We start from the raw sequence: 13,381 nt of genomic DNA, 5'->3' as shown, positions 1-13,381 counted from the left end.
ATGTACAGGACGCTCACCACGATGGGCAGCAGGCTGCTCGGCCTGTTCGTTCCCCAGGTGGAGGCCTCTGCCGTGCAGGTGAAGCAGTGCTGGCCACAATGCTGGCAGTGCAACAGGCAGTACGGCGGTCCGTGCAGCTGCAACGCTCGCTGCTGCAAGAACTCGGCCGGAGGCTTCGACTGCGCCGGTTGCGTGGGCTGCTGACACCACGCAGCGCCGCGCCGACCGCCGTCTGCTCCTGGACGACGGCGTACGCGGGGCACCGCTGAACGACAGCGGGCAGGCGGCCCCCGAGTGGCCAACGGGGGCATTCGGGGGCCGCCTTCACTCTCCGCTCGCACCCCTACCTCGATTGAAAGGGTTGCCGTGCAGTATCTGGTGATCGCGGTCCGGGCCATGATCGGCGTGGTCTTCCTGATCGCCTTCCTGAGCAAGTCGGCGGGCCGGGGCAGGTTCGCGGCCTTCGTGGAATCGCTGCCCGCCATGGGAGTGGTGCCACCGCGGCTGGTCGGACCCGCGGCGGCGGCCGTGGTCACCGCGGAGGGTGCGGTCTGTGCCCTGCTCATCCTGCCGTCGGATGGCGCCACCGTGGCCGGACTGGCCCTCGCGGCGGGGCTGTTGAGCGTTTTCGCGGCCGCGACAGCCCGCACGATACGGCGGGGAACGGGCGCCACCTGCCGGTGTTTCGGGGCCCCGGCGGCCCCGCTCGGCCGCCGCCATCTCGTGCGCAATGTGCTGCTGACCGCCGTCGCGGCGGCGGCCGGCCTGATGACACTGACGGACCAGGCGCCGGCGACGGCGACGGGAGCGCTCGTGGCGGCGGCGGCCGGGCTCGTCTCGGGTGCCCTGGTGACCGTACTCGACGACCTGGCCGAGCTCTTCGGTCCGTCCATGGCCCGGCGGATCCCCGATTCGACGCGCGCACACACCATCCGAAGGCCATCCGGAATATCCGGGACATCCGGGAGGAAGCATGCCAGTCCTGATCAGCGCCGTGGTGCTCGTGGGGGCACTGTGTTCGCTGGACCTGATCCTCACCCTGGGCGTGATCAAACGCCTGCGGGAGCACGGCGAGCTGCTGGCGGCGAGGGCCGTCGACCGGCCACGCTCGGCGATCGAACTCGGCGAGCAGGTGGGTGAGTTCGCCACCCACACCGTGGACGGCGAGCCGTTGAGCCGCGCCACGATGACCGGGACCACCTTGGTGGGCTTCTTCACGCCGACCTGCGGACCGTGCAAGGAGCAACTGCCGAAGTTCATGGAGTACGCCCGTACGATGCCCGGCGGACGCGATCGGGTGCTGGCCGCCGTGGTGGGCGATGAGGACCTGGCCGCGCCCATGGTCGCCGAACTGCGGTCGGTGGCGAAGGTCGTGACCCAGACCCGCAACGAGGAACCCATGGGCGCGGCATTCGAGATCATGGCGTTTCCCACGGTGCTCATGGTCGCGCCGGACGCCGAGGGCGATGTCGTGGTCACCGACGACGCGGTGGACCTGTCCCGGCCGACGGTTCCGGTATGAGGGCCATGCGCGGGCGAGGCGGCCACGAGGAGTCGGCGGCGGACACCGCCTGCGCCACTTCCGGCGCCCCTTCCGGCGCCCCTTCCGGGCACTCGGGGCACGCCTCCGGGCACTCGGCGCGCGCCGTGATCGCACTGCGGCGGCTCGCCGCCGTCTGCGCGGTCACCGCCCGCGCCGCCCCCGGTACCCTGCTGCTCCACATAGGGCTGTCGCTGCTGGTGAGCGCGTTGCCGGTGGTGACGGCCTGGCTGATGAAGCTGGTCCTGGACGACCTGGCGAGCGGTGCCCCGGGAACGCTGCTGTTGCCCGGTACGGCGATGGCCTGCCTCGGTGTGACGGCGGTGGTGGCCTCGCAGGCCATGCGATACGCGCGAGCGGAGCTGGACCGCCGGGTGGGGCTGGAGATGCAGGACCGGCTGTTCGCCGCCGTCGATGGCTTCGTCGGGCTGGGGAAGTTCGAGAACCCACACTTCCTGGACCGGCTGCGGCTTGCCCAGCAGGCGGGCCACGAGACGGCCACCCATGTGGCGGAGAGCATCCTGGGTGTCGTGCGCGCCGGGGCGACCATCGGTGGATTCCTCGGTTCGCTTCTCCTCGTCAGCCCCGTGATGGCCGGGATTCTGCTGGTGGCGGGGGTGCCCGTGCTGTGGTCGGAAGTGGCCCTGGCACGGCGGCGGGCGCGGATGCTGTGGGAGGTCGGGCCGGTCGAGCGGCGGGAGTTCTTCTACGCCGATCTGCTGTCGAGTGTGGAGGCGGCCAAGGAAGTCCGGCTCTTCGGCATCGGCCCGTTTCTGCGCGAGCGGATGCTGACGGAACGGCGGACGGCCAATGCCGCGAAGCGGGCCATGGACCGGCGCGAAATCGCCGTGCAGACGGGGCTGGGCGGGCTGGCGGCGCTGGTCTCCGGCGGTGGACTGCTCTGGGCGGTCCTCGCGGCGCGTGGCGGGGCGCTGTCGGTGGGCGATGTGACCATGTTCGTGGCCGCGATCGCCGGTGTGCAGGGGGCGCTGGCCTCGTTGGCGGGCGACGCCGCGCAGGGCCAGCAGACGCTGCTGATGTTCGACCACTACACGGCGGTGACGCAGGCCACCTCTGACCTGCCGGTCGCGGACCGGCCCCGCCCGCTGCCGACACTGCGCCACGGGATCGAGCTCCGGGACGTCTGGTTCCGCTATTCGCCCGATCTCCCGTGGGTGCTGCGCGGCGTCGACCTGCACATTCCGCAGGGCCGTGCGCTGGCCCTCGTCGGGCTCAACGGGGCGGGCAAGTCCACTCTGGTGAAGCTGCTCTGCCGGTTCTACGACCCGACACGTGGCGCGATCCTGTGGGACGGCGTGGACATCCGTGACGTCGATCCGGCGCGGTTGCGGGAACGTGTGGGCGCGGTGTTCCAGGACTATATGCAGTACGACATGACGGCGGCGGAGAACATCGCGCTCGGCGACCTCACCGTGCTGGCGGATGGGGACCGATCGCACGAGCGGATGCGACAGTCCGCCCAACGGGCCGGAATCGACCGTCAGTTGGCCGCACTCCCCAGGGGCTACGACACCTTGCTGACCCGGATGTTCTTCACGGAGGAGGACAAGGGCAACCCGGAGACGGGCGTGGTCCTCTCCGGCGGCCAGTGGCAACGGCTGGCACTGGCGAGGGCATTCCTGCGCGATGCGTGTACGCGCCGCGAACTGATGATCCTCGACGAGCCATCGGCCGGGCTCGACGCGGAGGCGGAGCACGAGATCCACGCATCCCTGCGGAGCGAGCGGAGCACCCGTACCAGCCTCCTGATCTCGCACCGGCTCAGTGCGCTACGGGACGCGGACATCATCGTCGTACTCAAGGACGGGCGGGTCGCCGAGCGGGGAAACCACACCCTGCTGATGGCGGCGGGCGGCGAGTACGCGCGGCTCTTCACCCTCCAGGCCGGTGGCTATCAGCTCTCCGCCGAAGAGTCGCCGGTAGAGCCGGAAGAGGCCGTGTGATGGGTCTGATGGTGCTGGGACTGGGTATGGCCCTCGGGGCGGCTCTCATCACCGGAACGGTGCTACGGCGGACACTCGTGGTCGTGACCGTACGGGGCGGGAGCATGGAGCCCACGTACCGCGACGGGGAGCGAGTGCTGGTGCGGCGCGGCGGACGATGCGCGGTCGGGCAGGTGGTCGTCGTGCGACAGGAGGACGGCCGGCGCTCGTCACCCAGCCCGAGCCAGGCGTTAGCGGCCGTGGGTACCGCACAAGAGTGGATGATCAAGCGTGTGGCGGCGGTGGCGGGCGACAGACCACCCCCGGGAGCCCTCCCGGAGCCGTACACCGCCGGTGGCTCCGTCCCACCCGGGGCACTGGTCCTCCTGGGCGACAACACCCACGACAGCTACGACTCCCGCGAGGCGGGCTACTTCCCCACGACACACGTCCTGGGCACCGTCCTCCGGCCCCGCCCCCCGGCCGACGTACGATGAGGACGCGACAGCCACGGGGATGCCGAGATGCGCACACGAGGAGCTGCTAGCGTCCGGCACCGTGAGCGACAGCGTATACGTGGGCAATGCGGGCAAGGATGCGGCACTGGACCGGGGGTGGCTCCTCGGACACTTCAAGGACGTCGGCGATCCGCGCCACAGCGAGGCCGTGGAGATCAAATGGGGCGTCCACCCTCGTGGTGACGAACGAGCGGAGTGGGTGAGGGGCGAGGAACGCACGGCTCTCCTGGTCCTCATCAGCGGCCGTTTCCGCGTGGAACTCCCCGGCCGCGACGTTCTTCTGGAAGAGCAGGGTGATTATGTCGTGTGGGGGCACGGGGTCGACCATTCATGGTTCGCGGAGGAAGAGTCGGTGGTACTGACCGTCCGATGGCCGTCCGTGCCCGGTTACGCGGTGGCAGAGAACGGTGAAGCGCGACCTCGGAGCCGACCATGACACGCGATCCCGACGACAGACTCGTTGCGGCAAGCCTGGGCCTGCCCGAGGCCACAGGCAGCCGACGGATGGACTGGGCGGCGATGCCACGCGAGGTGACGGCTCGGATCGAGCGGCTGCTCGGCAGCCCGGTGGCCCACGCGATCAGCCAGCGGGGCGGGTTTTCCGAGGGGCTCGCCGCACGAGTGCTCCTGGGAAACGGCAAGGGTGCGTTCATCAAGGCGGCCAGCTCGGTGACGGCACCGGCGGTGGCGGACTTCCACCGCCGTGAGATCGCCGTGTCCCAGCGGCTTCCCAGGGAGGTGCCGGCGCCGCGGTTGCTCGACGCGTACGACGACGGCACCTGGGTCGTGCTGGCCTTCGAGGAGATCGTGGGACATCTGCCCGCCCAGCCGTGGCAGCGGGACGAACTCGACAGAGTGCTCGCGGCCGTCACCGATATGGCGGAGGTCCTGACGCCATCGCCCATGAACGAGGCAGTCTTGAGCAAGCCGCGCCTCGGAGGATGGCTCGCGATGGCGGACGATGCCGCTGTCAGGGGCAGGGTCGAGAAGCTGTCACCCTGGGCGGCCAACCATTTCGACCGACTCGCCGCCCTGGAAGAGAACGCTTCACTGGATGGCGCCACTCTCCTGCACGGAGACCTGTACCCGTTCAACATCATGCTGAGCGGGGACCGTGTCTTCGTCGTCGACTGGCCGCATGCCTGGATCGGCCCCCGTCACTGTGACGTGGTCACCCTGGTGTCGAGCGCCTCCCTCAGCGGCGTGGACCCGCGGCCGATCGCCGAGAACCACCCGCTGACCCGCGATCTCGACCCCGCCCGGATCAACGAAATGCTCGCCCTGCACGCCGGTTTTCTCCTGCGGACCGCTGCCGCGGCCGGGCCGGCCGCCGATCCCGACATCGTGGCCATGATGACCGCGTTGGGTCTCGCCTCGCTGCGCTGGCTGCGCAACACTCAGCCGTAGGCATACCGGCGACCGGGCGGGGCGGGCCCGTCCGGTCGCCGGGGTGGTCAGCCCGTGGTGTCCCATTTCCAGGCGCTGCAGTTGTCGGGTTCGAGGGCGACCTTCACACAGACGCGGTACTTGATGCTCTGGCCGTTGGTGAAGCTGCGGTTGAAGTCGGTGTGGGTGTGACAGCCCCTGGTGTTGCTCAGGGTTCGCCGGCTCGCTCCGGCGCGCTGGTACTGGGCGTACACGGAGTTGCCGTCGTATGAGATGTCGGAGAGCCGGAAGTCGTCCGCGCTGCTCCAGTAGTTCACCCGCGCCGCTTCATGGCCCAGGTACCAGGCCGATGCCTTACCGGTCGCGGAGGCGGTTCCGATCTCGAACAACGACAGGACGCCGACTGCCGTCACCGCGACGGCGGCACGGCAGAACGTACGGACGGACATATCTCTCTCCTGACGAGTCGTGGGGACGGTGCGCGGATGGACCCGCGCCGTCCGTCTGGCACCATCGAGGCTGCCGGGCGATGGCCGATCCAGTGGATCTCCTTGGGACCGATGGCCCGCTGGAACGCTTCGACGCTCATCCAGGAAGTGACCGCGCGGGTGCCGACGATCATGAGCAGGGGACGTTGCCCGATCAGCGGGATCGGGCCGAAGGCGTCGAAGGTCGCCATCTTGTCGACGCTGGTCCAGGTGAGGAAGCCCGCCGAGCGGGGGTGCTGGGCGCGCGGGGTGCGGTAGTACGCGAAGCCCTCGGCGGCGTGCTCTCCGCCGAGCGCGCGGGCCTGCTCGGCGGTGTCGGGGAAGAGGGTCAGGACCGGCGGCGTCTCACCATGGGACTCGGTGGTGCGTGCGTCCGCCGCGGCGGCCAGCATGCTCTGGAACACGGCCGGGTCCTGGGCCCCGTCGGCTCCCAGCCGGAACTGGCGGGCGATGTCGACGGCGCTGACCGTGGCGCCGCGCCGCCGGCGGCGGTCCGTCCAGCGCGTACGGCCCACCATGCGACGCCTGCTCGACCAGCTCACGGGAGCCTCCGCCATCGTTCTCGGCAGGCGGATGGACATCCTGGCCTGGAACGTCGCCGCCGCGGCCCTGTTCACCGGCTTCTCGCGGATGCCATCGGGGCGGCGCAATTATGTGCGGCTGCTCTTCACGGACCCGATCGTCCGGGACATGCACCGGGAGTGGCGGCACGACGCCCGCGACGCCGTCGCCGCGCTGCGCATGGAGGCCGCGGCAGACCCCGACGACCCCGAACTGGCCCAGCTCGTCGGCGAACTGTCGGTCCAGGACGCCGACTTCCGCACCTGGTGGGCCGAGCACCGCGTCACCAACGACAGCTACGGCACCAAGCACTACCGGCATCGACTGGCCGGTGACCTGACGCTGGACTGCGACATCTGGAACAGCCCCGACGGCTCGGGGCAGCGCCTCATGGTCCTCACCGCCGAGCCCGGCAGCGCTTCGCACGATGCCCTGCGCATCCTCACGTCCTGGACGGCCGATCAGCGGTGAAGAATCATCAGGCCCGGCCGCCCCCGCCGCGCCGACGGTGCGGCGCGATGCCAAGCCCGACCGCCGCCTCACGGGGGGTGCCCGGCCGCTCGGGTCCTCCGCGGCTCGCTCTCTTCGTCCCTGTCCAGGACTTGTCCGGGGGGCCTTGCGACTGCGGGTCTTGACTTCAACTTCACTTGAAGTTTCAGAGTGATCCGCGTGAATACCGCAACCGCAGACATCAAAGCCATCGAACACGTCGTGGCCACCGTCGAGCGCACCCAGCGTGCCAAGGACGTGGAGGGTTTCCTCGCGCTGTTTCATCCCGATGCCCTCTGGACGACCGCCCACGGCAAGGTCCTCATCGGCTTCAACGCGATCGCCGAGTTCACCCGCACCGTGCTGCCCACCGCGAGCTGGGACGGTGAGGTCACCTACGAAGTGGTGCATACGCAGTTCTTGCGGCCCGACGTGGCGGCCGTCAAGGTTCGCCAGGCCTACCACTCGGCAGCGGGCGACACGGAAGGCGCTCCGCTCTACGTCGTGACCAGGCAGGACGATGGGAGGTGGCTATTGCACGCATGCCAGAACACCGAAGTGCGGGTTGATTAGGACCCGGCCCGGCGACCATGCGACGGGTGCGTCTTCGGATCGTTATCCTGCGCATAGGACGGCAGGATGACGTCGCGGTGGTCAGGCTGTGTTCAGGTGTCCGGTGTCAGGGTCAGGCTCCATCACCTACGAGACATCTGAGCCTCTCCCGACCCCAGCGGACGACGGGCCCGCCGCTCGGTCGCGTCACCGACGACGCTGGAACAAGGCGCGCGAAGTCATCCTCTACTCTGGGTCATCAAGGTGCTGTGCACGACGGTGGGTGAGACTGCGGCCGACCTGCTGAACGAGAAGGCCGGGCTCGGCCTGACTGGTGTATCGGCCCTGATGAGCGCGCTGCTGGCCATGGTGCTGGTCGTGCAGTTCCGCACCAGCGCCTATCGCGCGGGCGTGTACTGGCCGGTCGTGGCCCTGATCAGTGTCGTCAGCATGCTGATCAGCGACAATCTGACCGACAACATGGGCGTGCCGCTGGAGACGAGCACGACAGTGTTCGCGATCATCCTGGCGGTGGTGTTCGGTCTCGACGCGGTGTGGAGCCGCATTCGCCCTCCGGATAGACCTCAGGTACGAGGTCCCGGCGCGGACGTCAGATGGCATGCGCTCCAGGACGGAACAGACGGTGCCGAGCGATGAGCTCGACGGTCACTGCAACGGCAATGGCCTGGACCGCCATCAGGGCGATCAGGACGAACAGCTGAACGGCCCCGGCCATGAGCGGGCTCGCCCCGCCCAGGAGCATGCCCACGAACGCCCCGGGAAGCGTCACCAGCCCGACCGTGCGCGTCTGGTCCAGCCCCGGCAGCAACGCGTCGGACGCGGCCGGCCGTGCGATCTCCATTCGCGCATCCCGGTCGAGCAAACCCAGAGCCATCGCCGCTTCGACCTCGCCACGCCGAAGTTCCAGCTCATCGAGTGCGCGTCGGCCCGCGAGCACCGTTACCGTCAGGGCGCCGCCGATGAGGATGCCGCTGATGGGGATGAGCGCAAGGCTCTTCGCGGGAACGAGTCCCGTCAGCAGCAGGGCGGCCACCGTGGGGACGACGCCGGCGGCGATCGGTGCGGCGGTCAGCCACCAGGTGCGGTTGCTGGTCAGCCGTCGGCCCGCCGTGCGCACGGCGACGCTGAACATCACGACCAGGAACGCGGCCAACCCAGCCAAGCTGGTGACGGCCCAGGTGATGACCAGGGACACAGCGGCGAGCTGCGCCGCCGCGCGCACGCCTGCGACCACGATCTCCCGCGGACGGTTGGCGGAGGGATTGGGGGACAGACCAAACCAGTAGGCGACCCCCGCGGCCACGGCCAGCAGCACTACCAGCAACACGCCGAGGGTGAGGTTGACCGGCAGTAGGGATCTTGCGCTGAGCGTCACGTGCCTCACCGTAATTGCCGCTAGTAGCGCGCGACAGGCCGTCACGCGTTCCTCACGTCGCCTATCGCCTGTCCAGAGTGGCCGACTCTGTTCGGCGAGCTGTCCATCTCAGCAAAGGACAAACCACCGCACTCGGGTCTTCTCCTAGTTCTGCCAGGGTCTTGCAGCAACTCGCGCACCTTCCCCTCGCCATCCCGGTACCGGTGGGTGGGCGACCCCGGCTTCGGTTATCCGTGGCCGTGGGCGGTGTCCCGCTGGCTGGACGGCGAGGTGGCGACCGTCGAGGCACTGGCCGACTCCTCCAGGGCCGCCATTGAACTGGCTCAGTTCTTGGCCGCCCTGCGGCGGTTCGCACCCGAGGACATTCCCGCCGAGAACACCCGGGCAGACCTCACCGGCCGGCCGTTGCCCGACCGGGATCCACCAACCGCAGGACGCCATCGGCGCGGGCCGCCGCGGGTGCCGCACCGGAGTCCGGGCTCATCGCTGTCCCCTGTCGTCTGGTAGGCGGATAACCATGACGACGTCGGATGAGCGGTTCAGGAACTTGACGAGCTGCTGCAACCTGATGTCGTCCGCCGTGTCCACCTCGATGGTGACCCTCCGCAGCCCGTCAACGGGCGCGGCGATGTCCATGGTGACCACGTCGAACTGGCGATGGGCCAGGATCGAGGCGACCCGGGCGACCGCCAGGGGCGTGGCGAGGACATCGAGTCGCAGTACGGCACCGGCCTGGTGGCTGCCTGGCTTCACGGTTTCGGAGGGGGCAACGTGTGTTGCCGGTTGTGTCGACGGTGACATGAGGGACACGGTTTCAAGGGCCCGATCCGTCCACAACGAAAGTGTGCGCAGCGATGCGGAACACGCTCCTCCTGAGCAGTCCGGCCGGGGCGGGAGTGACCGTTGGGGAAAGTACTGCTTACACTTCCGGCATGTCGGCACCCGTACATCTCGACTCGGTCGATCTGCAGATCCTGGAGTTGTTGCGAGCCGACGGGCGGCGCACCGTTCGCGACATCGCACGCCTGGTGAAGCTCTCCCCGGCGCCGGTGCGTCGGCGCATCGCACGCCTGGAGGAGTCGGGAGTCATCACCGGCTACACGATCACCACGGATCAGGCCAAGCTGGGTCAGGGCCTTCAGGCGGTCACGGAGCTGCGTTTCACGGGTGACACCGACATCCACGACATCGTGGAGTTCGCGTCGACCCTGCCGGAGGTCGACGAGGTGTTGACGCTCACCGGCGATGTGGACGCGCTCGTCAGGTTGCATGTCGACAGCGTCGATGACCTGCAGAAAGTGGTCAATCGGCTGCGTCGTAAGGGGGTTGGTGTGCTCCAGACGAAGACGCTGATCGTCATCGACTCCTGGCAACGCGGAGCTCCCGTGCCCTGAGGTATTCGGGGAACCGCGGCCCTGGAATACTCCTGGTGCGGTGACCTTGCTACTGGTCCGACCAGTAGCAAGGTCGCATAAACCGCGCCAGTATCGCCCCGGGCGTCGCGGTCGTCACCGGGGCGCCGGTGGAACCGGTGCCGCCGTGGTCGCACGGCTGCGGGCGGGAGGCACCGCCGTAGTGGTGGCGGACCGGGCTCCGGTCGCGGGGGAAGAGCCGGTGGACGTCACCGGCAGCGCGTCCGTGCAGGCGCTCGCCGAACGGGTCGCCCATGCCCACGGCCACCTTGACCTGCTGGTGCACTGCGCGGGGACGGTCGCCGTCGGAGCGGTGGACACCGCGGCCGGGACGGCGGAGGAGGACTGGCATCGGGCCTTCGCCGTGAACGTGACCGGGGTGTGGACGGTCAGCCGGGCGCTGCTGCCCCTCATGGGCGAAGGCGGGGCGACCGTGGTCGTCTCGTCCGCCGCCGGGGTGCGGCCGGTCCCCGAGATGGCCGCCTACGTCGCGTCGAAGTCCGCGGCCGTGGGCCTGAGCCGTTCGATGGCCCTGGACCTCGCCCCCGGGGCATCCGGGTGGCCTGTGTGTGCCCCGTCTGGTCGACACTCCCCTGGCCAGGACGGCTCAGGAGCGGCGCTCGCCGAGCGAGCGCGGACACGTCGACGAGCGGCGCGGCTATCTGATCGGCAGAGCGGGCACGGCCGAGGAGATCGCCGAAGCGGTGTTGCTAGCCGGGACCAACGGCTACCTCACCGGAGCCACCCTCGCCGTCGACGGCGGCCGATCGCTGCACTGAGGGAAACGGCTCCCGCGCCGGGCGGGAGGCAGCGGGGGTCAGCTCTCTTCGTCCTCCACGAGCGCGAGCAGCGGCCCCCGCTCGTTCTCGGGGACGTAGCCGGCGTAGTACTCGTAGAGCTTGCGCCGCGAGATGCGTGCCGCCGCCTGGCCGTCCCCCGTCCGGATCGCCTCGAGCACCTCCTGATGGTGGCGGAGCGACTCCCGCATGAGCGCCGCGCTGTTGTGCGCATGGGCGACCTTGTCCGAGATCAGCGCGAGGACCGCGCCCCTGACCACCTGGTTGCAGACCTCGATGAGGGAGTTGCGGCTGGCCACGGCCACCGCCTCGTGGAATGCGACGTCCGCCTTGCTGAACTCCTCGTACCCTGCCTCGATCGCCTCCGACATGACGGCGATCGTCCGTTCCATGGCGGACAGCTCCTCCTCGGACCGCAGCCGGGCCGCCAGCGAGCTCGCCGACCCGTCGAGGATCATGCGGAACGAGATCAACTCGGCCATCGACACATTGTCGAACTGGACGAGCCGGGTCATCTGCTTGGTCAGGCCGGCCGACGAGTAGGGCAGGATCTCCGGGCCGTTCGGGTCACCCGGGCGCGAGCGGACGAGGCCGTCGCTCTCCAGCACACGCAGCGCCTCGCGCACCGTGGGACGGCTGGCCCCGAACTGCGTCACCAACTCCCGCTCGCTCGGCAGTCGTTGACCGGGCTTGAGGTCACCGCGCACGATCGCCTGCTCGATCTGCTCGACGATGCTCTGGTAGAGCCGTACCGGCGCGACCTGCCGGAACTGTGCCCCGTCGCTCAAGGCTTCTCCCCTTCGGGCGTGGTCGATGTCGTCTTCTCCCTCGTGAGCGCCCCATCGGCGTCGTCCGGCCAGTGCGGGACCGCCTCGGCAGGCCGGCTCCGTTCGTACCATGCCGCCGCCCTCAGGACGCCGAGATCGTCGAAACGGCGGCCCGCGATCTGCACCCCGATGGGACGGCGGTCCGCCGTAAAGCCGCAGTTGACGGTCGCGGCGGGCTGGCCCGACATGTTGTACGGCGCGGTGAAGCCGATATGGGCCATGGTCTTCTCGTCCCTGGAGAAGGGCATCGGCTGCTCGGCGGCGAACGCCGCCACCGGCGCCACCGGCGAGAGCACCAGATCGTACGGGAGCGTCGCGGCCACGGTCCGCGCCTGGATGCTCATGATCTGCTGGTAGCACTGGAGGATCCTGGTGCCCGGCACATCGGCGCCGCCCTGGCACCACCGGATGATGTGAGGGTGGACGCGCAGTTGGGCCTCGGGCGTCAGGGCGCGGAAGTCGTTCCAGGACCGCACCCGCCAGAACAGGTCCAGATCGTCCAGGAGCTCTTGGGTCAGATACGGCTCGACCGGCTCCACGACGGCTCCCGCCGCCTCGAAGACCGCGGCGGCACGGTTCACCGCGGCGAGGATCTCGGCGTCGCACGGCTCCCCGCAGCCGGCGTCCAGGTGCACTCCCACCCGCAGTCCGCGTACCTCGCCGTCCAGCGCCGACCAGTCGATGTCCTGCGGCGGCAGGCTCGTCCAGTCCCGGGGATCGGGTTGACTCAGGACGCGCATGAACAGGGCCGCGTCCGCCACGGTGCGGGTCATGGGACCGGCGGCGCGCCCCAGGTACGGGGTGTCCAGCGGGATCCTCCCGTAGCTGGGCTTGAGCGTGGCGAGGCCCAGCCAGGTGCCCGGCAGCCGGATCGATCCTCCGATGTCGGTGCCGACGTGGAGCGGACCGTATCCCGCGGCGGCCGCGGCCCCCGCGCCGGAGCTGGAACCGCCCGTCGTCCAGCCGGGGTTCCAGGGGCTGCGCGTAATGCCGTGCCGGCTGGAGACGCCCGAGGAGAGCATGCCCCAGTCCGGCATCACGGTCGATCCGAGTATCACTCCGCCGGATTCGGCGACTCGCGCGGTGATGGGCGCGTCCGCCTCGGGGACGACCGGTTCGGTCCCCGCGTTGCCCGAGGGCATCGGGACGCCCCTGCGGGCGACGTTCTCCTTGAGGGTCACGGGCACGCCGTCGATGAGCCCGAGCGGTTCCCCCGCCGCCCATCGGGCCTCGCTGGCCAGTGCCGCCTTGCGGGACTCGTCCGGATCCCGCGCCCAGAACGCGTTGAGCACGCTCTCGCGCGCCTCGATCACCGACTGGACGGCGTCGTGGACCTCGACCGGCGACAATGTGCCGTCGGCGAATCCGGCCAGCATCTCGACGGCCGGCATGGTGGCCAGGTCCTGTTCCGTGAGCACTCGCACTCTCCTTACTGCCCCGGCTACCGCCGGGCGGTGGCCCCCTCGCGATGC

16 protein-coding genes and 4 pseudogenes are annotated in these 13,381 nt (G+C 69.7%); 14 read left to right on the top strand and 6 right to left on the bottom strand.

Features of this window, described 5'->3' with window-relative positions:
• Nucleotides 1–107 precede the first annotated feature (107 nt).
• The 7 genes from GWI24_RS00265 to GWI24_RS00240 all read left to right on the top strand — a co-directional run bounded on the left by GWI24_RS00265 (nt 108) and on the right by GWI24_RS00240 (nt 5,408).
• Nucleotides 108–269, top strand: a complete 162-nt coding sequence (locus tag GWI24_RS00265) for a hypothetical protein (RefSeq protein ID WP_210943719.1) — start codon at nt 108–110, stop codon at nt 267–269.
• 25 nt (nt 270–294) lie between these two features.
• On the top strand, nt 295–1,140 hold the full coding sequence (locus tag GWI24_RS46715) for a MauE/DoxX family redox-associated membrane protein (protein WP_374103247.1): 846 nt from the start codon (nt 295–297) through the stop codon (nt 1,138–1,140).
• On the top strand, nt 1,022–1,522 hold the full coding sequence (locus GWI24_RS00260; RefSeq protein WP_374103249.1) for a TlpA disulfide reductase family protein: 501 nt from the start codon (nt 1,022–1,024) through the stop codon (nt 1,520–1,522). Before GWI24_RS46715 ends, GWI24_RS00260 begins: the two co-directional genes overlap by 119 nt.
• Nucleotides 1,519–3,504, top strand: coding sequence for an ABC transporter ATP-binding protein (locus GWI24_RS00255; RefSeq protein ID WP_210943716.1), 1,986 nt, complete (start codon nt 1,519–1,521; stop codon nt 3,502–3,504). Before GWI24_RS00260 ends, GWI24_RS00255 begins: the two co-directional genes overlap by 4 nt.
• Before the next feature lie 8 nt (nt 3,505–3,512).
• Nucleotides 3,513–3,980 (top strand): S26 family signal peptidase, encoded by a 468-nt coding sequence (locus tag GWI24_RS00250; RefSeq protein ID WP_210943715.1) that lies wholly within the window; start codon nt 3,513–3,515, stop codon nt 3,978–3,980.
• 61 nt (nt 3,981–4,041) lie between these two features.
• Nucleotides 4,042–4,437, top strand: a complete 396-nt coding sequence (locus tag GWI24_RS00245; protein WP_210943714.1) for a signal peptidase I — start codon at nt 4,042–4,044, stop codon at nt 4,435–4,437.
• Nucleotides 4,434–5,408 carry an aminoglycoside phosphotransferase family protein gene (locus tag GWI24_RS00240; protein WP_210943713.1) on the top strand — a complete coding sequence of 325 codons (975 nt, stop codon included), beginning with the start codon at nt 4,434–4,436 and terminating at the stop codon, nt 5,406–5,408. The genes GWI24_RS00245 and GWI24_RS00240 overlap by 4 nt, the downstream gene beginning before the upstream one ends.
• 47 nt (nt 5,409–5,455) lie before the next feature.
• Here GWI24_RS00240 and GWI24_RS00235 read toward each other — a convergent pair whose 3' ends face one another.
• On the bottom strand, nt 5,456–5,836 hold the full coding sequence (locus tag GWI24_RS00235) for a hypothetical protein (RefSeq protein WP_210943712.1): 381 nt from the start codon (nt 5,834–5,836) through the stop codon (nt 5,456–5,458).
• A gap of 86 nt (nt 5,837–5,922) precedes the next feature.
• A pseudogene (locus GWI24_RS00230) lies at nt 5,923–6,354 on the bottom strand (alpha/beta hydrolase); the annotation flags it as partial.
• 1 nt (nt 6,355) lies between these two features.
• On the opposite strand from GWI24_RS00230, the pseudogene GWI24_RS00225 reads away from it, so the two are divergent.
• The 3 genes and pseudogenes from GWI24_RS00225 to GWI24_RS00215 form a co-directional block, all read left to right on the top strand.
• Nucleotides 6,356–6,907 (top strand): annotated as a pseudogene (locus tag GWI24_RS00225) (transcriptional regulator); the annotation flags it as partial.
• A gap of 198 nt (nt 6,908–7,105) precedes the next feature.
• Nucleotides 7,106–7,498, top strand: a complete 393-nt coding sequence (locus GWI24_RS00220; protein WP_374103246.1) for an SgcJ/EcaC family oxidoreductase — start codon at nt 7,106–7,108, stop codon at nt 7,496–7,498.
• Nucleotides 7,499–7,619: 121 nt separating this feature from the next.
• Nucleotides 7,620–8,041: pseudogene (locus tag GWI24_RS00215) on the top strand (hypothetical protein); the annotation flags it as partial.
• Nucleotides 8,042–8,087: 46 nt separating this feature from the next.
• Here the strand turns inward: GWI24_RS00215 and GWI24_RS00210 are convergent.
• Nucleotides 8,088–8,873, bottom strand: coding sequence for an ABC transporter permease (locus tag GWI24_RS00210; protein WP_210943709.1), 786 nt, complete (start codon nt 8,871–8,873; stop codon nt 8,088–8,090).
• Between the two features lie 207 nt (nt 8,874–9,080).
• On the opposite strand from GWI24_RS00210, the gene GWI24_RS46710 reads away from it, so the two are divergent.
• Nucleotides 9,081–9,380, top strand: a complete 300-nt coding sequence (locus tag GWI24_RS46710; protein WP_374103245.1) for a phosphotransferase — start codon at nt 9,081–9,083, stop codon at nt 9,378–9,380.
• Here the strand turns inward: GWI24_RS46710 and GWI24_RS00205 are convergent.
• Complete coding sequence (locus GWI24_RS00205; RefSeq protein WP_210943708.1) at nt 9,354–9,626, bottom strand: ACT domain-containing protein; 273 nt, start codon at nt 9,624–9,626, stop codon at nt 9,354–9,356. The genes GWI24_RS46710 and GWI24_RS00205 overlap by 27 nt on opposite strands.
• 179 nt (nt 9,627–9,805) lie before the next feature.
• Between GWI24_RS00205 and GWI24_RS00200 the strand changes: the two genes are divergently transcribed.
• The 3 genes and pseudogenes from GWI24_RS00200 (at nt 9,806) to GWI24_RS00190 (ending at nt 11,064) form a co-directional block, all read left to right on the top strand.
• Nucleotides 9,806–10,267, top strand: a complete 462-nt coding sequence (locus GWI24_RS00200; RefSeq protein WP_210943706.1) for an Lrp/AsnC family transcriptional regulator — start codon at nt 9,806–9,808, stop codon at nt 10,265–10,267.
• 40 nt (nt 10,268–10,307) lie between these two features.
• A pseudogene (locus GWI24_RS46705) lies at nt 10,308–10,772 on the top strand (SDR family oxidoreductase); the annotation flags it as partial.
• Between the two features lie 82 nt (nt 10,773–10,854).
• The gene (locus tag GWI24_RS00190) at nt 10,855–11,064 is read left to right on the top strand and encodes a hypothetical protein (RefSeq protein ID WP_210943705.1); all 210 of its coding nucleotides are present in this window, start codon (nt 10,855–10,857) and stop codon (nt 11,062–11,064) included.
• 38 nt (nt 11,065–11,102) lie between these two features.
• Here the strand turns inward: GWI24_RS00190 and GWI24_RS00185 are convergent, their stop codons facing one another.
• Together GWI24_RS00185 and GWI24_RS00180 are read right to left on the bottom strand one after the other, a co-directional pair.
• Nucleotides 11,103–11,870 (bottom strand): FadR/GntR family transcriptional regulator, encoded by a 768-nt coding sequence (locus tag GWI24_RS00185; RefSeq protein ID WP_210943703.1) that lies wholly within the window; start codon nt 11,868–11,870, stop codon nt 11,103–11,105.
• On the bottom strand, nt 11,867–13,327 hold the full coding sequence (locus GWI24_RS00180; protein ID WP_210943701.1) for an amidase: 1,461 nt from the start codon (nt 13,325–13,327) through the stop codon (nt 11,867–11,869). Before GWI24_RS00180 ends, GWI24_RS00185 begins: the two co-directional genes overlap by 4 nt.
• Nucleotides 13,328–13,381: the final 54 nt, after the last annotated feature.

The organism is Streptomyces sp. MK37H, from assembly GCF_018035285.1.
Classification (GTDB): Bacteria; Actinomycetota; Actinomycetes; order Streptomycetales; family Streptomycetaceae; genus Streptomyces; species Streptomyces endocoffeicus.
Note: the sequence above shows the minus strand (reverse complement) of the source record. Positions and strands in the feature narration are given on the sequence as shown.